The sequence below is a fragment of the Dryocola mayonis genome (assembly GCF_051307045.1).
Lineage (GTDB): Bacteria > Pseudomonadota > Gammaproteobacteria > Enterobacterales > Enterobacteriaceae > Dryocola.
In genome coordinates, this window is record NZ_CP150452.1 from 2,599,796 (window position 1) to 2,619,359 (window position 19,564).

The window sequence follows — 19,564 nt, forward strand, 5'->3', positions numbered from 1 at the left end:
ATTCTTATTTTCCCATGGTGCCCGGGGCGGGACTTGAACCCGCACAGCCATAAGCCGAGGGATTTTAAATCCCTTGTGTCTACCGATTTCACCACCCGGGCTCGGGAAGAAAGTGGAGGCGCGTTCCGGAGTCGAACCGGACTAGACGGATTTGCAATCCGCTACATAACCGCTTTGCTAACGCGCCAAAACTTTTTGCCTTTGCAGGCCGTAACAGCTATTTCTGCTACCTGAATCTGGAGCGGGAAACGAGACTCGAACTCGCGACCCCGACCTTGGCAAGGTCGTGCTCTACCAACTGAGCTATTCCCGCAAATTTGTACAAGTGAGGTTGGTTAATCACTTGATTTTATTATCTTCCGACAAGCCATGCCGCCGTTCGATGCGTTGCATTCTACTTAGATGGCGCAGTGAGTCAATGAAATTTTCCTGCACCTCGTTTCGTTTGCTGAATTTTGCGCCGCTTAGATCACGGTTCGAGCAAATCACCGCGCGCGGCGGCCAGATACTGGAACATTGACCAGAAAGTTAACACCGCGGCGATAAAGAACAGGCCGATGCCGGCGTACTCAATCCACATGTTCGGACGCCACAGCATGCCAATCAGCGCCAGCATCTGCGCCATGGTTTTAGTTTTGCCAATCCATGACACGGCAACGCTGCTGCGCTTGCCGATTTCCGCCATCCACTCACGTAGCGCAGAGATAATAATTTCACGGGCAATCATGGTAGCCGCCGGCAGGGTCACCCACCAGGCGTGATAATGTTCGGCCACCAGAACCAGCGCCACGACCACCATCACCTTATCCGCGACGGGATCGAGGAAGGCCCCGAAGCGGGTGCTTTGGTTCCAGCGGCGCGCGAGAAAACCATCAAACCAGTCCGTTATGGCTGCCAGCCAGAAGATAAAAGCGCACAGGAATGGCGCCCAGATGAACGGCAGATAAAAAGCCAGCACAAAGAATGGGATAAGGAAGACACGAAACAGAGTAAGCAACGTTGGGATATTAAATTGCATAGTGCCGGATAACTGTCTGTCGTAAGTGGAAATTGTCTCTATGTTGCTACAGCGGCCTCAATGTTTCAACGAGTAGAAGATCTTTTCTGCCAACTGCTGCGAGATACCCGGCACTTTTGCGATTTCCTCAACGGATGCGTTCATTAACGGTTGCAATCCGCCCATATACTTCAACAACATCTGGCGACGTTTTGGCCCGATGCCTTCAATGGTTTCCAGCGAGCTGGTATTTTTCACCCGGGCGCGTTTTTTGCGGTGTCCGCTAATGGCGTGATTGTGCGAATCATCGCGGATATGCTGGATAACATGCAGCGCCGGGGAGTCCGGCGGCAGGGAAAAACCTTCCCCTTCCGGTTGAAAATAGAGCGTCTCAAGGCCCGCCTTGCGATCCGTGCCTTTGGCCACCCCCAGCAGCAGCGGGTGATGTTTATCCCAGGGAACCTCCAGTTCGGCAAACACCGTCCTGGCCTGGCCCAGCTGCCCTTTCCCACCGTCTATTAAAATAACATCCGGGATTTTGCTTTCTTCAATGGCTTTGCCATAGCGACGGCGCAGCACCTGGTTCATCGCCGCATAGTCATCCCCGGGCGTAATGCCGGAAATATTGTAGCGGCGGTATTCCGCGCGCACCGGGCCGTTGGCGTCAAACACCACGCAGGAAGCCACCGTCTGTTCGCCCATGGTGTGGCTGATGTCGAAACACTCCATGCGTTTAATTTCCGGCAGCTTCAGCACCTGCGCCAGCGCCGCGAGACGCTGATGGATGGTGGATTGCTGGGAAAGACGCGTGACCAGCGCCGTGGCGGCATTGGTGCGTGCAAGCTTCAGGTAGCGCGCGCGATCGCCGCGCGGTTTGGTTTGCACGTTAACGCGCCGCCCGGCCATTGCGGAAAGGGAGTCTTCCAGCAGCGTTTTATCCGGCAGCGTGAAGTCGAGCAGAATTTCTCCCGGCAGGGTTCGCATCTGGCTGCCCTGCAGGTAGAACTGGCCGACAAAGGTTTCCACCACTTCCGCAAGCTCGGTGCCGCCCGGCACCTTCGGGAAGTAGCTGCGGCTGCCGAGCACTTTGCCCTGGCGGATAAACAGCACGTGCACGCAGGCCATGCCGTTGTCGAACGCCACGCCGATAACGTCCAGATCGTCACCGCTATTGGAAACGAACTGCTTCTCCGTTATACGCCGCACGGCCTGAATCTGATCGCGGATACGCGCCGCGGCTTCAAACTCAAGGTTTTTGCTCGCCTGCTCCATGCGTTCGATAAGCTGCGTCAGTACCTGGTCGTCTTTGCCGGCGAGGAAAAGACGAACATACTCCACCTGCCGGGCGTAATCGTCTTCGCTGACCAGCCCGGCCACACAGGGCCCCAGGCAGCGCCCAATCTGGTACTGCAGGCAAGGACGGGAGCGGTTGCGATAAACGTTGTTCTCGCACTGGCGGATAGGGAAAACTTTTTGCAGCAGCGCAAGGGTCTCTCTGACGGCATAGCCGTTCGGGAACGGGCCAAAGTATTCGCCTTTGGCGTGTTTAGCTCCCCGGTGCAGAGCAAGGCGCGGATGGGTGTCGCCGCTAAGAAAAATAAACGGGTAGGATTTATCATCGCGCAGCAGCACGTTGTAGCGCGGCTGATAAAGCTTGATGTAGTTGTGTTCAAGCAGCAGCGCTTCGGTTTCGGTATGGGTGACGGTGACGTCTATATGATGAATAAGCGCCACCAGCGCCTCGGTTTTTCGGCTCGACAGATTGCTTCTGAAGTAGCTCGCCAGACGCTTTTTTAAATCTTTGGCTTTACCGACATAAATAACCGTGCTGCTGGCATCGTACATGCGGTAGACGCCAGGTTTGCTGGTAACGGTTTTAAGGAAGGCCCGGGAATCGAAGGTTTCACTCACTACTGATTAACGTCTCCGCGTTGAAGAGCCCATGACGAATTGCCAGGTGCGTCAGCTCAACATCGCCACTGATATTCAGTTTACTAAACATGCGGTAACGGTAGCTGTTGACCGTTTTCGGGCTCAGATTAAGCTGCTCAGAGATCTCATTGACCTTCTGACCTTTAGTTATCATCAGCATAATCTGTAATTCGCGCTCAGACAAACTGGCGAACGGCGTTTCCGTTTTTTCCGGTTCTATCAGGCTTTGCGCCATCTGCTGGGCAATATCTGAAGCGATATACCGCTGTCCGGCATTGACCGAACGAATAGCGTTAACGACATCCTGGGGAGCGGCACCTTTGCTGAGGTAACCAGAAGCACCCGCCTGCATAACCTTTGCCGGCAGCGGATTTTCCGTATGGATGGTCAGCATAATGACTTTGATGTCTGAAGAGTAGCGCACGATTTTACGCGTGGCCTCAAGGCCGCCGATGCCGGGCATATTCATGTCCATTAAAACCACATCGACCGGGTGAGCGCGACACCACTTTACGGCGTCCTCACCGCAGTTTGCTTCACCTGATATCTTGATCCCTTTGATATCTTCAAGAATGCGTCGTATCCCTGCGCGCACCAGTTCGTGGTCATCAACAAGAAGAACGTTGATCAAAGGATAACTCTCCAGAAAAGGGATAACGCTGCTAAAAACTCAGGCGTTCATATTAACGGGTTTTCCGGGAACTTTAAAATGCAAAGAATGGATAAATCGGCATTACTCGCAATTTTCGGAAATTTAATTTTACAGTGTTCAGTGGAAAGAACGCCTGGCGAATAGCCTGTTTACTAAGGGGAACAAAAAAGTAGCGGGCGGTTAAAAAATGCCAATAAATCTTCGACATAAAATGTCCTGGCCCCGCCTAAGCCGCACTATTTATTAACCTTTAATAAACGAATCATAAACATTTGTGCATTAAAGCCCGCCAGTGCGCTTATTATTGCTTTACAGCCGGGGCGGCAGAAAAGAAAGCGCGGGTAGCCGTAAAATCCGAAGTCTGGCGTAACCACTAATAAAATGGTCAGCCACTATGCTATACTCCGCCGCCTTACAAAACCGTTGCGCCGAATGACGGTGTACTAACCGAGACTTGAGGAAAATAAATGAGCACTCCTGATTTTTCCACCGCTGACAACAATAGCGAACTGGCTATTGAAGTCACCTGCCTGAAGGCGATGCTAACCCAGATGCTTAAAGCGATGGGCCAGGCGGACGCAGGTAAAGTTATCATTAAAATGGAAAAGCAAATCGCTCAGATGGATGACACGGCGCACGCTGAAGTGTTCGGCAATACCGTTAAGCAAATTAAACAGGCTTACCGTAAGTAACAGGTGGGTGACGGCGGAATGAACTTAATATTCATCCGCCGTTTTGTTAGCTGACATGAAAAACCCGCGGTCGATCAGATAATTCCAAGGGCCGCCGCGTAACAGGCGATTTGTGTTTTATTCGGCGCGTTAAACTTCTTCTGCATATTTTTCTGATGAAAATTAACGGTATTTTCGGATATCGATAAAATCATGGCGATCTCCGCCGACGTTTTCCCCTCCCCCGTCCACTGTAAAATTTCCAGCTCGCGTTTACTGAGTTTCATGGTCATCGCATCCACAGAGGGATCTTCGAGCCGCGCAAGCGTCATCAAACTGAGTTCGGCTATATACTGCAGACGCGCGTTCAGCTCATCAGCAGGCAATACTTTCCCCTTCAGCGACGAGCACGATACCGAAAGCAGCCCCGCAGCCCGGGAAGGTGATATCACGCACTGCGTCGCCCCAAGGCGTAAACCGTGATCCCGCGCGGCATCCCACAGCTGCGGCGTACCGGCAAACAGTTCGTCATTCCACGGCAGATAGCCGCGCATGAAATTCACCGGCTTAAGCACCGGATCGATGGCGAAATAGTTCTCAGCGTAATAATGCTCAAGCCAGGCCGATGGATAAGTCGAAATCACCGATGTTTTAGGGCGGGTAAAGGGTACAGGGTGGCGAACGCAGAGCGCAAAATAATCAAATTCTAACGACTGGGTTTGTTGGTGAAGCACTGTGGTTATTTCTTTGGCCTGGGTAATAGACTGAAAAATATTAAGCACTTCCCGTCGCCAGCTTAAAAAGTCGCAATCCGGCATTAGTCTGGCGTCTCTCCTGAAACTTAAATCATTCAAATTCTGGATATGTCACGCGAACATATAGGATAAACACATTTGTATGGGTTATCGACCGACCAGCCTGTTTCTTTAACCAAAATTTCAAATAAACATGCCGGGCGCGCGTGGGTTATGCAGGTGCTAAAAAGAGTGGTCAGGCGGATGAGCCAAGCCCACCCGCCTTGACGGGCTACCGGGTCAGAAACTTCTCCAGGAACTGCCTGGTGCGCGGATGCTGAGGATTAGCAAACAGCTCGCGGGCCGGTCCCTGTTCGACGATGCTTCCCTGATCCATAAAGATCGCCCTGTCCGCCACGTCACGGGCAAAGCTCATTTCATGGGTCACGATAACCATGGTGCGTTTTTCCTGGGCCAGCTGACGGATGCTGCTTAGCACTTCGCCCACCAGCTCAGGATCCAGCGCCGAGGTGGGTTCATCGAACAGAATAACCTCCGGGCGCATCGCCAGCGCGCGCGCGATGGCCACACGCTGCTGCTGCCCGCCGGAAAGGCGCCGCGGATAGCTGGTCTCTTTGCCGGTCAGGCCGACCTTTGCCAGCAGCTCACGCGCCCGCTTCGCCGCCTCTTCTTTTGGCTCGCCTTTTACGATGACCGGTCCTTCAATAATGTTTTCCAGCACCGTACGATGCGGGAACAGATTAAAGCTCTGGAAGACAAAGCCGACGTGCTGGCGCAGCTCGCGCACGCGGTTTTTCTGCTTGCTCAGGGAAACTGCGGCATCGATAGTGATATTGCCAACCTGAATGGTTCCGGACTCGGGCTGTTCGAGCAGATTAATGCAGCGCAGCAGCGTGGTTTTACCCGAGCCGCTTGGCCCGATGATGGCGACCACCTCACCGGGCTTCACTTCCAGATCGATACCGTGCAGCACCGTCTGGCCGTGGAATTTTTTCACCAGTTTTTTTACTTCGATGGCACTCATTTTGGCTCCCTGTCCTGGCGGTTCAGCTGGTTTTCAAAGTAGTTTTGCAGGGCGGAAAGCACCGTTGCCATTACCCAGTAAATCAACGACGCGGCAAGATACATGGTAAAGACCTCAAGCGTGCGCGAGGTAATCAGCTGCGCCTGACGGAACAGCTCCGGTACCTGAATAGTCGCCGCAAGCGACGTATCTTTTACCAGGCTGATAAAACTGTTGCTAAGCGGGGGCAACGCAACGCGCGCCGCCTGCGGCAGAATAGCGCGGCGCAAGGTTTGCCACGGCGTCATGCCGATGCTGGCCGCAGCCTCCCACTGCCCTTTCTCGATCGAGGAGATGGCCGCCCGCAGCGTTTCAGAGGCATAGGCCGCGGTATTGAGCGACAGCCCGATCATCGCCGCCGGGATCGGATCGAGTTCGATACCAAACTGCGGCAGGCCGTAATAGATCATAAACAGCTGCGCGATAAGCGGCGTGCCGCGGAAGACAGACACGTAAAAACGCGACAGCAGCGAAAAAGGCCAAAACGGCGACAGGCGCATCAGCGCCAGTAAAAATCCGAGGAGTAAGCCGAAGAACATCCCGCCGAGGCTAAGCTGCAGCGTGAACACGGCGCCCTTGAGCAAATACGGCGCCGAATCCAGCACCAGTTGAAGGCTTTCTTGCATACTTAAATTACACCCTGTCTTTTTTTATTATGAATCACAATCACACATGCGGATGGTAAGCGAACAGCGCGGGCGCCCCACCGGTATGCACAAAAATTATCGGTCCTTCGTCTTTAAAACGTTTTTGCGCCACGCCGTCAATCAGGCCGGCCATCGCTTTGCCGGTATAAACCGGATCGAGCAGGATCCCTTCCAGCCGCGCCAGCAGCTTGATAGCCTCCAGCCCTTCTTCGTTAGGCGTGCCGTAACCGGGCGCAAAATAATCATCCCAGAGATGAATGGGCGCGGATGCGGTTAAATCCAGAGAGTGCGCCACGGCCTTTTGCAAAGCTTCCACTTTCGGCAGCTGTTGGGCGACGGTGCGGGAAACCGTCACGCCGATAAGATCGACATCCGGCATCACCTGTTCAAGCCCGACGGCCAGCCCCGCGTGCGTGCCGGCGCTGCCGGAGGCCACAACAACGGATGAAACGCTCACCGCTCCGGTGCACTGCTGGGCTATTTCCAGCGCGCTTTCCACATAGCCCAGCGCGCCAAGCGCGTTCGAACCCCCAACCGGGATGACATAAGGACGGAATCCCTGCGCTTCCAGGCGCGTGGCGACATCCTCAAGCTGCTGGTCGGGCGCGTGCAGCGCATCGCACATTTCGATTTCAGCATCGAAGAGATCCAGCAGCAGGCGATTGCCGTTGCTAAGGTAGTTGTCCGCACGGGTGGCGATTGGATTTTCCAGCAGGGCCACGCATTTAAGGCCAAGCTTTGCCGCAACCGCCGCCGTCTGACGAACATGGTTCGACTGAATGGCGCCTGCGGTCACCAGCGTGTCGGCGCCTTCGCGCAGCGCGTCGGCTGCCAGAAACTCCAGTTTGCGCAGCTTATTGCCGCCCATCGCCAGCGGCGTGGTGTCGTCACGCTTGATGTAAATTTCGCGACCCAGGTAATCAGAAAAACGCGGCAGGTACTCAAGCGGCGTAGGACCGCCGATAAATTCCAGACGCGGAAAACGTGTCAGGTTGTGCAGTGACATGAGCGACTCCATTAAAACCGGAACGAAAATTCCCCATCCCTTCATTATGTACCAGCACGGATAATTCCCGGCAAATACAAATAAAAAAAGGTGCTGTTATCAGCACCTTTCAGGCGTAGCAAAGGGATTATTTGGTCACGTCAGCGCCAAACCATTTTTCGGAAAGTTTTGCCAGCGAGCCATCTTTTTGCATATCGGCAATGGCTTTATTCACCGCCTCAACCAGATCGTCGTTGCCTTTACGAATCGCCACGCCCGCTTCCTGACGGGAGAACGGCTCGCCCGCGACGGCCAGGGTATCTTTGGTTTTCTTCACCAGATCGAGAGCGGCGAGGCGGTCGACCAGGATAGCGTCGATGCGGCCCAACGCGCAGATCCTGATATTTCGTTGGGTCATCGTCATAGGTACGAATATCCACGCCCTGCACATTTTCGCGCAGCCACTGTTCGTAGTTGGTGCCAAGGCCTACGCCAACCTTTTTCCCTTTCAGGGAGTCCGGCCCGGTGATGCTGCCTTCGTTACCTTTTTTCACCAGCGCCTGAATACCGGAAACGGTATACGGCGTAGAGAAATCGTATTTTTTCTTACGTTCGTCGGAGATGGTGACCTGGTTAATCACCACGTCAATACGTTTGGAGTCCAGCGAGGCCAGCATGCCGTCCCATTTGGTCGGTTTCAGCGCCGCTTTAACGCCAAGGTGCTGAGCGAGCTGCTCGGCAAACTCAACTTCAAAACCCGTTAGCTTACCGTCGTCGCCCTGGAAGCTGAACGGAGGATAGGTCCCTTCCAGCCCTACCAGCAGCGTGCCGCGCTCTTTGACTTTATTGAGTAAATTTTCCGCCGCGAACGTTTTTACGCTCGCGCCGGCGACCAGCGCTACCGCCAGTACGCCCATCAGCGCCTGACGTCCCACCAATGCTAATTTCATAGTTACCCCAGCTATTAATAATTTTGTTGTAGTGTAGCGAGTTAGCTTGCACCGTCAAAACCAGTCCGCTACAACTTATTCCATATTAATATATCGGAAGTTATATGGCTTCCTGCCAGGCGGAAGACGTATCTGTGAGCTGTGCCTGAAACTGCCAGTATTTGCGCAGCGCGATGCGGTAGTTATTGGTGCTGGTGCGCGGAAGCCAGTTATCCAGCGAGTCATCAAGAAGGCACTGTAAAGAAGAAGGCGCAGGAATGTCCTGCTCGGAAAGATGGTTCCCCAGACGACGCAGGCGCACGACATACTCACGAATGGTGCCGTGGCTCATTTCGGTCTGCTCGAATAAATACTGCTTAAAGCCGATGATGTCGAAGTAGTTGCCCTGCTCTTTGCAATGCAGGTCGCCGCAAAAACGACACAGCGCCATCCACTCCTGTTTTTCCACCTGCCAGGTGGCGTCGTCAATAAGCGTATCAAGCTGCGCGATAGTTGTTTTATTCACGATTTCACCGCGGCAGGTAAGCGTAATGCGATCCAATTGCTTACCGCAATGCGCGCAGTGGGTCTGTGTGTGTTTAAAATCTTTAAGGTAGCGGCTTAGTGGCCGTCTTTTTGGTTGCTGCACCGTCATGATAATTTCCAGGTGGTGAGATAATCGTGCGGCACTCCCTACAACTTACCCAGCTTGGTGCGTAAGCGTTTTATCGCCTGGCTGTGCAACTGGCTCACCCGGGATTCCCCCACTTCCAGAACGGCGCCGATCTCCTTGAGATTCAGCTCTTCCTGGTAGTACAGCGTCAACACCAGCTGCTCGCGTTCCGGCAGCGCTTCAATCGCTTCCATCACACGGCTGCGCAAATTACTCTCCAGCAGGTGCTGTAGAGGATTCGCCTGCTGATGCTCCTCGGTGACCAGTTCGATACTGTCGCCATGCTCTTCACGCCACTCGTCATAAGAGAAGAGCTGGCTGTTATTTGTGTCGAGCAACATCTGGCGGTATTCGTCGAGCGGGATATCAAGCCTCGCGGCCACCTCGGTTTCGGTGGCGTTGCGTCCCAGCTCTTGCTCCAGTTGACCAATCGCTTGCGCGACGCCGCGGGCGTTACGCCTGACGCTGCGCGGCACCCAGTCACGGCTGCGCAGTTCATCAAGCATCGCCCCACGAATGCGCTGCACCGCGTAGGTAGTAAATGCCGTTCCTTGCAGGGCATCATAGCGATCGACTGCATTTAATAATCCGATGCCACCCGCCTGTAGCAGATCGTCAAGCTCCACACTCGCCGGCAGACGAACCTGCAGGCGCAACGCTTCGTGACGCACCAGCGGAACATAACGCTGCCACAGCGAGTGTTTATCCATCACACCTTCAGCGGTATACAGTGAATTCACGATAAACAGCCCTGCGTTAGTTGAGTTATCGGCATGATTATCCGTTTCTGCAGGGGTTTTAATCGTCAGAATAGTGGACTAAATGGGGGGTTATTTGGGGGTTATGGGTAACAATAATAAGAAAAAACCCCGCCGGAGCGGGGTTGGTCAGGCAAAAGGCGATTAGCCCTGCAGCAGAGACAGAACCTGCTGTGGAACCTGGTTCGCTTTCGCCAACACGGAGTTACCGGCCTGCTGGATGATCTGCGCTTTAGACATGTTGGACACTTCGGTCGCATAGTCGGCGTCCTGAATACGGGACTGCGCTTCAGACAGGTTAGTCGTGGTGTTGTTCAGGTTGGTGATAGCGGAATCCAGACGGTTCTGCACGGCACCCAGGGAAGAACGGAATTTATCTACCTGAGCGATAGCGTCGTCCAGTGCTTTCAGCGGGTCAGCGGTTTTGGTTTTCGCAGACAGATCGGCCTTATCGCCTTTGGTTACAGCGCCATCATCAGCGATCTCAGCTTTGTAGTAATCAGCGCCGTCTTTCACATAATAAACGCCGGTACCTTTACCTGCAGCATCCTGAGCTTCGAAGACGCCATCACCAGTTTCGCCGGTTAAGGTTGTTCCGCCAGCAGCAGGAGTTTGTACATAGGTTGCCACCGCAGTGTCAAAATCAGCGATGTCACCAGCAGCGACTTGAGAACCTGTATCACTTGAATCAAAATCTGCCACACCAGTAGTAGCATTATATGTAGCCGTATAATAATTCGCGCCTACTTTCACTGCATAATTTGTACCATCAGTGAAGAGACCGTCTGCTGTCGCTGGAGTAGCAGATCCATCAGTAAGCGTAACTGGGGCGGTAACAGCAGGTGTACCACCAATAGAGGTAGTTGCAGTAGTAGCCAGGGTCGTTGCAGCAGTATTGGCAACGCTAAAATCTTTCAGATTAAGCGTAGTGGAATCAATTTGTTTCAGATCGATGGTGATGGTCTGGCCATCATTTGCACCAACCTGGATGGCCATTTTGCCATCTTTAGCCAGCACGTTCACGCCGTTGAACTGGGTCTGACCGGATACGCGGTCAATTTCTTCCAGACGGGATTTAATTTCGTCCTGGATGGAAGACAGGTCGGAATCGGAGTTGGTGCCGGTAGACGCCTGAACGGTCAGCTCACGAACACGCTGCAGGTTGTTGTTGATTTCAGACAGCGCGCCTTCGGTGGTCTGCGCCAGAGAAATACCGTCGTTGGCGTTACGTGCAGCCTGGGTCAGGCCCTTTGATGTTAGAGGTGAAACGGTTAGCAATCGCTTGACCCGCAGCGTCATCTTTGGCGCTGTTGATACGCAAGCCAGAAGACAGACGCTCGATGGAACTAGACAGAGCAGACTGGTTCTTGTTGATATTGTTCTGAGTGATCAGCGAGAGGCTGTTGGTATTAATGACTTGTGCCATGATGTATTTTCCTGTGTTCAAATCTACGGGTTACGTGATTGGGCTTCCACCCTTCGGCTTCGTCGCCGTTAAACCTGTTATCGTCTGGTCACCCACAACCTTTAGAATTTTTTTCAGCTTGCCGAATATTTTTTAGCGGCGGAAATACTCTTACCCCACCCCGCTATTCCCGCCATTAAAAAAAACAAATTAAACGTAAACTTTGCGTTATTCAGGCCGATAATCCCGGTATTCATTTTATGCGTCGATAAATTAAGGAATATATATGGCAAGTATTTCAACGCTGGGAGTAGGTTCGGGCCTGGATCTGAGCAGCATTCTGGACAGCCTTGAAGCGGCAGAAAAATCCACATTAACGCCGATTTCGACTCAGCAGTCCTCCTATACCGCCAAACTGAGCGCTTACGGTACGTTGAAAAGCGCGCTGGAAACCTTCCAGACCGCCAATACCGCCCTGAATAAAGCCGACTTATTTACCGCCACTTCGACGTCAAGCAGCAGCACGGCGTTTAGCGCCACCACCAGCGGCAGCGCGATCGCTGGAAAATATACCATTAGCGTGTCGCAGCTGGCGCAGGCGCAGACGCTGACCACCAAAAATAGCCAGGCCGACAGCAAAACGGCTATCGCTACCAGCGACAGCGTGCTGACTATCCAGCAGGGCGGCGGCAAAGACCCGGTAACCATTGATATCAGCGCGGCCAACTCCTCGCTGAGCGGCATTCGCGACGCCATCAACAATGCCAAAGCCGGCGTCAGCGCCAGCATTATCAACGTCGGCAACGGTCAGTACCGCCTGTCCGTGACCGCTGACGATACCGGCAGTGACAACGCCATGTCCCTGAGTTTTAGCGAGGACAGCGACAGCGCCCTGCAGGCCCTTTATGGGCTACAACGGCACCAGCACCGACGCCGGCAACGGCATGGAAGAAAGCGTTACCGCGCAGAACGCCAAACTCAAAGTTAATAACGTCGATATCGAAAACAGCAGCAACACCATCAGCGATGCGCTGGAAGATATCACCCTCAAGCTAAGCGATGTCACTACCGGCAACCAGACGCTGACCATTACCAAAGATACCTCGAAGGCCGAAAGCGCTATCAAAGCCTGGGTCGATGCCTATAACTCTCTGCAGGACACCTTCAGCAGCCTGACTAAATATACGGCGGTTGACGCTGGAGCAGATACGCAAGACACCAGCAACGGCGCGCTGCTTGGCGACACCACGCTGCGCACCATCCAGACGCAGTTAAAAGGCCTGCTCAGCAACACGTCGGGCAGCGCGACGTTTAAGACGCTGTCACAGATTGGTATTACTTCAGATCCGAGCACCGGGAAGTTAGAGCTGGATACCGACAAGCTGGAAACAGCGCTGAAAAAAGATGCTTCCGGCGTCAAAGACATGATTGTCGGCGACGGTAAGGCCAGCGGTATTACCACCGTGATTGGCAAGAATCTGACCAGCTGGCTATCCACCACCGGCATTATCCAGGCGGCGAAAGACGGCGTGAGCAAGACGCTCAATAACCTGACCCAGCAATACAATGCGGCCAGCGACCGTATCGACACATTAATGGCGCGTTATAAGGCGCAGTTTACGCAACTGGACGTACTGATGAGTTCGCTGAACTCCACCAGCAGCTATCTGACCCAGCAGTTTGAGTCTACCAGCACCAGCAGCAGCAAATAATTAATTCAGGAGAAGACATGTACGGCGCAAAAGGCACCCAGGCCTATGCAAAAATCGGGATCGAAAGCGCGGTCATGAGCGCCAGCCAACAGCAGCTGGTCACCATGTTGTTTGATGGCGCGCTCAGCGCGTTAGTACGCGCCCGTCTTTTTTTGCAGGATGGCAACCTGGAAGGGAAAGGCCTTTCCCTGTCCAAAGCCATAAATATTATCGAAAACGGCCTTAAAGTTGGGATCGATGAAACAAGCAGCGATGAGCTGACGCAGAATCTGTTCGCACTTTACGCTTATATGGTGCGACGCCTTCTTCAGGCCAACTTACGTAATGATGTCAGCGCGATCGAAGAGGTCGAGAACCTGCTGAGAAACATTGCCGATGCCTGGAAAGACGTCGCTCAGATGCCTAACCGGATTCAGGACGTAGTCTAATGAACCATGCACCGCAACTGTATACCCTCTATCAGCAGTTATTAGAGCAAAGTAAGGTGATGCTGCAAAACGCCCGTGCAGGACTATGGGATGAATTGATCGCCAGTGAAATGGATTACGTTAATGCGGTGCATGAACTGACTGAATTCATGCGCGACAGCAAGCCCTCAATGCATATGCAGGAGCAGCTCCGCCCGATGCTCCGCGCCATTCTGGACAATGAAAGCGAAGTAAAGCTTTTGCTGCAAAGGCGTATGGATGAACTTGCAAAGCTTGTGGGGCAATCCTCCATACAGCAATCGGTGCTAAGCGCCTATGGCAAACAGGGAGGACAAATCCTGGCGCCGCAGGACAATCTGGATATTATCCCGTGATTCATTGAGGTGCGGCAAAGAAGGATCTTTTTCGCACCAGGCATTTTCAGGCATATCATCCATAATTGAGATCCTTGTTTCATGGAGCTTGAATATGCGTAATCCGACTTTGTTGCAATGCTTTCATTGGTACTATCCCGGCGGCGGCGCGCTCTGGCCTGAAGTTGAAGCATTGGCTCCCAATCTCAATGAAATCGGCATCAATATGGTTTGGCTGCCTCCTGCCTATAAAGGCAGCTCCGGCGGATACTCCGTAGGCTATGACGTTTACGATCTGTTTGATCTTGGGGAGTTCGATCAAAAAGGCGGCGTCGCCACCAAATACGGCGACAAGGCGCAGCTTCTTAAGGCTATTAACGCCCTGCAGCAAAACGACATCGCCGTATTACTGGACGTGGTGGTGAACCACAAAATGGGCGCGGATGAGAAAGAAAAAATTCGCGTTAACCGCGTTAATGAAGAAAACCGCAATGAAATCGATGACGAAGTTATCGAGTGCGAAGCCTGGACCCGCTATACCTTCCCCGTCCGCGACGGCAAATACTCCCGCTTTATCTGGGACTACAAATGCTTTAGCGGCATAGACCATATCGAAAACCCCACCGAAGACGGCATTTTTAAAATCATTAATGACTACACCGGCGAGGGCTGGAACGATCAGGTGGATAACGAACTGGGTAATTTCGATTACCTGATGGGTGAAAATATCGACTTCCGCAACCTCTCCGTGGCGGAGGAGATAAAATACTGGGCGCGCTGGATTATGGCAGAAACCGGCTGCAACGGTTTTCGCCTGGACGCCGTCAAGCATATCCCCGCGTGGTTCTATAAGGAATGGATAGAGCACGTGCAGGAAGTGGCTGAAGAACCGCTGTTTATCGTCGCCGAATACTGGTCGCACGAGGTCGATAAGCTGCAGGAATACATCGCTCAGGTTGACGGCAAAACCCTGCTGTTCGACGCGCCGCTGCAGATGAAATTCCACCAGGCCTCACGGCAGGGCCGCGATTACGACATGAGCCAGATCTTCACCGGCACGCTGGTGGAGGCCGATCCTTTCCACGCGATGACGCTGGTCGCCAACCACGATACCCAGCCGCTGCAATCGCTGGAAGCCCCGGTAGAGTCATGGTTCAAACCCCTCGCCTACGCGTTAATTTTACTGCGTGAAAACGGCGTTCCGTCCGTGTTTTATCCCGATCTGTTCGGCGCAAGCTACGACGACGAAGGCGGCGACGGCGAAACCTATCACATTGATATGCCGGTAGTTGAACAACTCGACGATCTGATTCACGCCCGCCAGCGCTTCGCCCACGGCGTGCAAACGCTGTTTTTCGATCACCCTAACTGCATTGCGTTCAGCCGCAGCGGTACCGATGAAGACCCCGGCTGCGTGGTGGTGCTGTCAAACGGCGATGAGGGCGAAAAAACCATTGAGCTTGGGGAAAACTACGGCAATAAAAGCTGGCGGGACTACCTGGGCAACCGGGAAGAAACCATCGCTACCGATGAAAACGGCAGCGCAACCTTTACCTGCAACGGCGGAAGCGTGAGCGTGTGGGTGATGGAAGAGGTGCTCTGAGAGTATTTACCGTCCTCTCCCGCCAGAGAGGACAATTTCGCTGTACCCTACGAAGCCGCAAAATTTACTCTAAGCTTAAATTCATGTATCAGGCCTTTTTGCGGCTGAAAAATGAATTTAACGAGAAACCTGTAGATGAATTTTGTGACCTGGACCGCCGCGTCTGGCGCTTTGCTGTTATTGATGTCCCTAAGCTATGGCTGGATCAGCCGCAGCGTCGTTCCTCTTTTCGGGCTCTACCTGCTGGTCGGCATCGTCTGCGGCCCGTGGGTTCTGAACCTGCTGCACATTGATATCGTCAGATATTCCACCATCATCGCCCACGTTTCCGAAGTGGCGATGGCGGCCTCGCTCTTTATGACCGGCCTGAAAATCCGCATGCCTTTTAAATCGGCAGGCTGGAAAATGGGGGCGCTTCTGGCGGGTCCCGCCATGCTGCTGACCGTCGGCGGTATTATGCTGGCCGCGCATTACCTGCTGGGAATGAGCTGGCCCATCGCGCTGGCCTTCGCGGCCATCATCGCCCCAACCGACCCGGTGCTGGCCAGCCTGATAGCCATTAACGATGCCCGTGACGACGACAGCCTGCGCCTGTCGCTTTCAACCGAGGCCGGGCTGAATGACGGCACCGCCCTGCCCCTGCTTGCGCTGGCGCTGATGCTGTCTAACAGCGGCGACGGCATAACCGCAACGGAGCTCGGCCACTGGTTTACGATAGAAGTGATATGGGCGCTGATAGCCGGGGTCGGTATTGGATATATGCTGGGGCACGCCGTCGGGCTGATGGCGACCCATTTTCGCTATACCCAGCGCGAGTTTGCCTCAAGCGATTTTATTGCCCTGTCGCTGATAGCCCTTAGCTACGCCATCGCCCTTTCGCTTGGCGCCTCAGGCTTCCTCGCCGCCTTTGCCGCAGGGGTTGGCCTGAGACGGGCGGAAATTAACGTTCAGCGCCATTTCCCGGACGAAAGCGAGGAGAAAGACGGTGCGGCGCTGCCGGCCGAAATCATGGTCAACCCTCATCAAAGGCATGAGTTTGCCGAAACGACCCGGGTAAAATCAATGGGCCTGGTGATTGGCGACGCCCTTTCTTTTGGCGACACCGTCGAGCGTATTTTTGCCGCCACGCTGATCATTATCCTCGGCATCACCCTTGCCCAGCACTGGCAGCCGGATGGGCTTTTGATGGCGGCGCTGCTGTTTGTGATTATTCGTCCGCTGGCGGTGTACGCGGTAACCTGGGGCATTTCGACGCCCGCGCACCAGCGCGTCGCTATCAGCTGGCTGGGTATACGCGGCATCGGGAGCCTGAACTATATCGCCTTTGCCTGGATGCACGGCATGCGCGGCGACGAGGCTAACTATATGATGGACTGCGCGCTGACCCTGGTCGTGGCAAGCGTGATAGTGCACGGTATTTCCGTTAATCCGCTGATGGCGTTACGGCGCAAAAAGATGCAGTAGGCTGCGGGAAAACTGTGGAGATATTCCCCTGCGCGGTATATCCGGCTCAGGGGAAACATAAAGCTAGCGAAGCGGGGTTGGAAGCGGATTTTTTTCGAGGTAATCAGCGCATTCCTGGGTCGGACGATCCACCCGTTTAAGCGTCATGCCGGCGTACTCCAGCGTCTCGCCTTCACGTTCTACATCGTAGATCTCGCGTTTTGCCGTAACGTTATACAGCGAGTCAGAGCGCAGCATCAGCTTGCCCGGCAGGGCAATAACGCGCTGCCACTGACGGCAATCCAGAGTATCCCCTGCGGGCGTGACCACCAGCGTGGCGATCGCTTCCGGACTCACCATCTCGCTTTGCGGCCCTTCAGACTGCCAGTAACCTGCAAGCCCGGCCGGCGCCGGCGCCTTCACCACTTCCCGGTAATCATCGACCTGCACGCACCCACTAAGGGCCAGCAGCGCCGCTAAAACTGCAACCTTCTTCATCGTCTGTCCTGACTGCGGAGAAAAAATAATTTTGGCATTAAAGCATTTAGCCCGCCAGTGTTGCAAAGGAAACAGTAACCGCGGCGGATGTACCTCGTTATGGCTAAGCCCTCTGCCCGTCCGTTTGACCAGAATCATAAAAAGAAGCAAGTTTTCACGATGTGCGCGCCCGGACGTTTGGACGGGAGGAGAAAAATGATTTAATACCCGCCTTCTTTCACCTCCTTCTGAGTTCAGAGGCGGCCTATGTCCTGGCAACATTTCAAACAGCAGTACCTGATCAAATTCTGGGCGCCGATGCCTGCGGTTATCGCAGCCGGCATCCTTTCCACCTACTATTTCGGCATTACCGGCACCTTCTGGGCCGTGACGGGGGAATTTACCCGTTGGGGCGGGCAGCTGCTGCAGCTTATGGGCGTGCATGCCGAAGAGTGGGGCTATTTCAAGCTCATTCATCTGGACGGCAGCCCGCTTACGCGCATCGACGGCATGATGATCATCGGCATGTTCGGCGGCTGCTTTGCGGCGGCGCTGTGGGCCAATAACGTTAAGCTGCGCCTGCCGCAGCACCGCATCCGTATCATTCAGGCGGTAGCCGGCGGGATTATCGCCGGGTTCGGCGCGCGGCTGGCGATGGGCTGCAACCTGGCGGCATTCTTTACCGGCATTCCGCAGTTCTCGCTGCACGCCTGGTTCTTCGCGCTGGCGACGGCGTTAGGCTCATGGTTTGGCGCGCGCTTCACGCTGCTGCCCATCTTCCGCATTCCCGTTAAGCTGCAGAAAGTCTCTGCCGCTTCGCCATTAACCCAGAAGCCCAATCAGGCGAAGCGCCGTTTTCGCATCGGCATGCTGGTGTTTATCGGCATGATTGGCTGGGGCGCGCTGACCGCGATGAACCAGCCCAAACTGGGGCTGGCGATGCTGTTTGGCGTAGGCTTCGGCCTGCTTATCGAACGCGCGCAAATCTGCTTTACCTCCGCGTTTCGCGATATGTGGATAACCGGCCGCACGCACATGGCGAAGGCTATTATTCTCGGCATGGCGGTCAGCGCCATCGGCATCTTCAGCTATGTGCAGCTCGGCGTAGAGGCAAAAATCATGTGGGCGGGACCGAATGCGGTATTGGGCGGCCTGCTGTTCGGCTTCGGCATCGTGCTGGCGGGCGGCTGCGAGACGGGCTGGATGTACCGCGCCGTTGAAGGCCAGGTGCATTACTGGTGGGTCGGGCTGGGTAACGTTATCGGCTCCACTATCCTTGCCTACTACTGGGACGCGCTCTCTCCTGCCCTCGCCACCCGCTGGGATAAAGTAAATTTGTTAAATACCTTCGGCCCGCTGGGCGGCCTGCTGGTAACCTATCTGATGCTGCTGGCGGCATTTTTACTGATGGTTGGCTGGGAGAAACGCTTCTTCCGCCGCAAAAATATCACCGCGGTTCAGAGCCTTGAGGGGAACCTATGAGCCAGAATATCGTACCGGATTTTCGCCTGGATATGGTCGGGGAGCCCTGCCCTTACCCGGCGGTCGCCACGCTTGAAGCCATGCCGCAGCTAAAAAAGGGGCAGATTCTTGAGGTGGTCAGCGACTGCCCGCAGTCCATCAACAACATCCCGCTGGATGCGCGAAACCATGGCTATACCGTGCTGGATATCCAGCAGGACGGCCCGACGATTCGTTATTTAATTCAGCGATAGCGGTGAGGGGGAAACCCCTCATCTTCTTTCTGCCGCTTACCGGCGGGACTACACCTGCATGTTCATGATTTCGGAATAGGCAGAGACCAGCTTGTTACGCACCTGAATCCCCATCTGCAATGAAACGGAGGATTTTTGCAGATCGACCATCACATCGTTTAGCGCCACGCCCGGCGTGCCGAGGGCAAATTTTTCCGCCTGGGTGCGCGCTGCGTTCTGCGTATCGCTGATGCGGCCCAACGCCGCCTGCAGTTCACCCGCAAAGCTCACCTTTGGATCGCTGTTTTGCACCTGGCTGCCCGCGGAGAGCGCGGTAGCCTGTAGCTGCTGAATAACCCCTTCAATCCCCTGAATTGCCATTTTCCT

The 19,564-nt window shown here is 54.3% G+C and carries 18 protein-coding genes, 3 tRNA genes and 3 pseudogenes; 8 read left to right on the forward strand and 16 right to left on the reverse strand.

Annotated elements, in window-relative coordinates; genetic code table 11:
- Positions 1 to 15 precede the first annotated feature (15 nt).
- The 6 genes from WLO32_RS12585 to uvrY all read right to left on the reverse strand — a co-directional run bounded on the left by WLO32_RS12585 (position 16) and on the right by uvrY (position 3,560).
- Positions 16 to 101 (reverse strand) — tRNA-Leu (locus tag WLO32_RS12585).
- A gap of 12 nt (positions 102 to 113) precedes the next feature.
- Positions 114 to 187 (reverse strand) — tRNA-Cys (locus WLO32_RS12590).
- A 50-nt stretch (positions 188 to 237) separates the two neighbouring features.
- Positions 238 to 313: transfer RNA gene (locus WLO32_RS12595), tRNA-Gly, on the reverse strand.
- 156 nt (positions 314 to 469) lie between these two features.
- Complete coding sequence (pgsA, locus tag WLO32_RS12600) at positions 470 to 1,018, reverse strand: CDP-diacylglycerol--glycerol-3-phosphate 3-phosphatidyltransferase (protein WP_121269077.1); 549 nt, start codon at positions 1,016 to 1,018, stop codon at positions 470 to 472.
- 57 nt (positions 1,019 to 1,075) lie between these two features.
- Complete coding sequence (gene uvrC / locus WLO32_RS12605) at positions 1,076 to 2,908, reverse strand: excinuclease ABC subunit UvrC (RefSeq protein ID WP_435945445.1); 1,833 nt, start codon at positions 2,906 to 2,908, stop codon at positions 1,076 to 1,078.
- Complete coding sequence (gene uvrY, locus WLO32_RS12610; RefSeq protein ID WP_435945446.1) at positions 2,901 to 3,560, reverse strand: UvrY/SirA/GacA family response regulator transcription factor; 660 nt, start codon at positions 3,558 to 3,560, stop codon at positions 2,901 to 2,903. The genes uvrC and uvrY overlap by 8 nt, the downstream gene beginning before the upstream one ends.
- Before the next feature lie 488 nt (positions 3,561 to 4,048).
- Here uvrY and WLO32_RS12615 point away from each other — a divergent pair, with 488 nt between their 5' ends.
- Positions 4,049 to 4,273: a DUF2594 family protein gene (locus tag WLO32_RS12615; protein ID WP_121269080.1), complete on the forward strand. Its 225-nt coding sequence runs from the start codon at positions 4,049 to 4,051 to the stop codon at positions 4,271 to 4,273.
- Positions 4,274 to 4,347: 74 nt separating this feature from the next.
- Here the strand turns inward: WLO32_RS12615 and sdiA are convergent, their stop codons facing one another.
- From sdiA to WLO32_RS12655, 8 genes and pseudogenes are all read right to left on the reverse strand, one after another.
- Complete coding sequence (gene sdiA, locus WLO32_RS12620) at positions 4,348 to 5,070, reverse strand: transcriptional regulator SdiA (protein ID WP_435945447.1); 723 nt, start codon at positions 5,068 to 5,070, stop codon at positions 4,348 to 4,350.
- A 208-nt stretch (positions 5,071 to 5,278) separates the two neighbouring features.
- Complete coding sequence (gene tcyN / locus WLO32_RS12625) at positions 5,279 to 6,031, reverse strand: L-cystine ABC transporter ATP-binding protein TcyN (RefSeq protein ID WP_435945448.1); 753 nt, start codon at positions 6,029 to 6,031, stop codon at positions 5,279 to 5,281.
- Positions 6,028 to 6,696: a cystine ABC transporter permease gene (gene tcyL / locus WLO32_RS12630; RefSeq protein WP_435945449.1), complete on the reverse strand. Its 669-nt coding sequence runs from the start codon at positions 6,694 to 6,696 to the stop codon at positions 6,028 to 6,030. The genes tcyN and tcyL overlap by 4 nt, the downstream gene beginning before the upstream one ends.
- A gap of 40 nt (positions 6,697 to 6,736) precedes the next feature.
- Positions 6,737 to 7,723, reverse strand: a complete 987-nt coding sequence (dcyD, locus tag WLO32_RS12635) for a D-cysteine desulfhydrase (protein ID WP_435945450.1) — start codon at positions 7,721 to 7,723, stop codon at positions 6,737 to 6,739.
- Between the two features lie 127 nt (positions 7,724 to 7,850).
- Positions 7,851 to 8,652: pseudogene (gene tcyJ / locus WLO32_RS12640) on the reverse strand (cystine ABC transporter substrate-binding protein).
- A gap of 100 nt (positions 8,653 to 8,752) precedes the next feature.
- Positions 8,753 to 9,286 (reverse strand): flagella biosynthesis regulatory protein FliZ, encoded by a 534-nt coding sequence (gene fliZ, locus WLO32_RS12645; protein ID WP_435945451.1) that lies wholly within the window; start codon positions 9,284 to 9,286, stop codon positions 8,753 to 8,755.
- Between the two features lie 38 nt (positions 9,287 to 9,324).
- On the reverse strand, positions 9,325 to 10,044 hold the full coding sequence (locus WLO32_RS12650) for an RNA polymerase sigma factor FliA (RefSeq protein WP_121269087.1): 720 nt from the start codon (positions 10,042 to 10,044) through the stop codon (positions 9,325 to 9,327).
- A 162-nt stretch (positions 10,045 to 10,206) separates the two neighbouring features.
- Positions 10,207 to 11,488: pseudogene (locus WLO32_RS12655) on the reverse strand (FliC/FljB family flagellin).
- Between the two features lie 265 nt (positions 11,489 to 11,753).
- Between WLO32_RS12655 and fliD the strand changes: the two are divergent.
- The 5 genes and pseudogenes from fliD to WLO32_RS12680 all read left to right on the forward strand — a co-directional run bounded on the left by fliD (position 11,754) and on the right by WLO32_RS12680 (position 17,027).
- Positions 11,754 to 13,179 (forward strand): annotated as a pseudogene (gene fliD / locus WLO32_RS12660) (flagellar filament capping protein FliD).
- Positions 13,180 to 13,196: 17 nt separating this feature from the next.
- Positions 13,197 to 13,607, forward strand: a complete 411-nt coding sequence (gene fliS, locus WLO32_RS12665) for a flagellar export chaperone FliS (protein WP_435945452.1) — start codon at positions 13,197 to 13,199, stop codon at positions 13,605 to 13,607.
- A complete protein-coding gene (gene fliT, locus WLO32_RS12670; protein ID WP_435945453.1) occupies positions 13,607 to 13,981 on the forward strand; it encodes a flagella biosynthesis regulatory protein FliT in 375 nt (124 codons plus the stop codon). The genes fliS and fliT overlap by 1 nt, the downstream gene beginning before the upstream one ends.
- Before the next feature lie 94 nt (positions 13,982 to 14,075).
- Positions 14,076 to 15,563, forward strand: coding sequence for an alpha-amylase (amyA, locus tag WLO32_RS12675; RefSeq protein ID WP_435945454.1), 1,488 nt, complete (start codon positions 14,076 to 14,078; stop codon positions 15,561 to 15,563).
- Positions 15,564 to 15,698: 135 nt separating this feature from the next.
- Positions 15,699 to 17,027: a cation:proton antiporter gene (locus WLO32_RS12680; protein ID WP_435945455.1), complete on the forward strand. Its 1,329-nt coding sequence runs from the start codon at positions 15,699 to 15,701 to the stop codon at positions 17,025 to 17,027.
- A gap of 63 nt (positions 17,028 to 17,090) precedes the next feature.
- Here the strand turns inward: WLO32_RS12680 and yedD are convergent, their stop codons facing one another.
- The gene (gene yedD, locus WLO32_RS12685; RefSeq protein WP_435945456.1) at positions 17,091 to 17,504 is read right to left on the reverse strand and encodes a lipoprotein YedD; all 414 of its coding nucleotides are present in this window, start codon (positions 17,502 to 17,504) and stop codon (positions 17,091 to 17,093) included.
- A 246-nt stretch (positions 17,505 to 17,750) separates the two neighbouring features.
- Between yedD and yedE the strand changes: the two genes are divergently transcribed.
- Complete coding sequence (yedE, locus tag WLO32_RS12690; protein ID WP_435945457.1) at positions 17,751 to 18,965, forward strand: selenium metabolism membrane protein YedE/FdhT; 1,215 nt, start codon at positions 17,751 to 17,753, stop codon at positions 18,963 to 18,965.
- Positions 18,962 to 19,198, forward strand: a complete 237-nt coding sequence (gene yedF / locus WLO32_RS12695) for a sulfurtransferase-like selenium metabolism protein YedF (protein ID WP_435945458.1) — start codon at positions 18,962 to 18,964, stop codon at positions 19,196 to 19,198. The genes yedE and yedF overlap by 4 nt, the downstream gene beginning before the upstream one ends.
- 48 nt (positions 19,199 to 19,246) lie before the next feature.
- Here yedF and fliE read toward each other — a convergent pair whose 3' ends face one another.
- Positions 19,247 to 19,558, reverse strand: coding sequence for a flagellar hook-basal body complex protein FliE (fliE, locus tag WLO32_RS12700; protein ID WP_121269095.1), 312 nt, complete (start codon positions 19,556 to 19,558; stop codon positions 19,247 to 19,249).
- Positions 19,559 to 19,564: the final 6 nt, after the last annotated feature.

Excerpts from the sequence above, each read along its gene's own strand:
- WLO32_RS12615 (WP_121269080.1), top strand. The coding sequence starts at position 4,049 with ATGAGCACTCCTGATTTTTCCACCGCTGACAACAATAGCGAACTGGCT.
- dcyD (WP_435945450.1), bottom strand. The coding sequence starts at position 7,723 with ATGTCACTGCACAACCTGACACGTTTTCCGCGTCTGGAATTTATCGGC.
- WLO32_RS12680 (WP_435945455.1), top strand. The coding sequence starts at position 15,699 with ATGAATTTTGTGACCTGGACCGCCGCGTCTGGCGCTTTGCTGTTATTG.
- yedD (WP_435945456.1), bottom strand. The coding sequence starts at position 17,504 with ATGAAGAAGGTTGCAGTTTTAGCGGCGCTGCTGGCCCTTAGTGGGTGC.
- fliS (WP_435945452.1), top strand. The coding sequence starts at position 13,197 with ATGTACGGCGCAAAAGGCACCCAGGCCTATGCAAAAATCGGGATCGAA.
- tcyN (WP_435945448.1), bottom strand. The coding sequence starts at position 6,031 with ATGAGTGCCATCGAAGTAAAAAAACTGGTGAAAAAATTCCACGGCCAG.
- sdiA (WP_435945447.1), bottom strand. The coding sequence starts at position 5,070 with ATGCCGGATTGCGACTTTTTAAGCTGGCGACGGGAAGTGCTTAATATT.
- fliT (WP_435945453.1), top strand. The coding sequence starts at position 13,607 with ATGAACCATGCACCGCAACTGTATACCCTCTATCAGCAGTTATTAGAG.
- amyA (WP_435945454.1), top strand. The coding sequence starts at position 14,076 with ATGCGTAATCCGACTTTGTTGCAATGCTTTCATTGGTACTATCCCGGC.
- pgsA (WP_121269077.1), bottom strand. The coding sequence starts at position 1,018 with ATGCAATTTAATATCCCAACGTTGCTTACTCTGTTTCGTGTCTTCCTT.
- yedE (WP_435945457.1), top strand. The coding sequence starts at position 17,751 with ATGTCCTGGCAACATTTCAAACAGCAGTACCTGATCAAATTCTGGGCG.
- yedF (WP_435945458.1), top strand. The coding sequence starts at position 18,962 with ATGAGCCAGAATATCGTACCGGATTTTCGCCTGGATATGGTCGGGGAG.
- fliZ (WP_435945451.1), bottom strand. The coding sequence starts at position 9,286 with ATGACGGTGCAGCAACCAAAAAGACGGCCACTAAGCCGCTACCTTAAA.
- fliE (WP_121269095.1), bottom strand. The coding sequence starts at position 19,558 with ATGGCAATTCAGGGGATTGAAGGGGTTATTCAGCAGCTACAGGCTACC.
- tcyL (WP_435945449.1), bottom strand. The coding sequence starts at position 6,696 with ATGCAAGAAAGCCTTCAACTGGTGCTGGATTCGGCGCCGTATTTGCTC.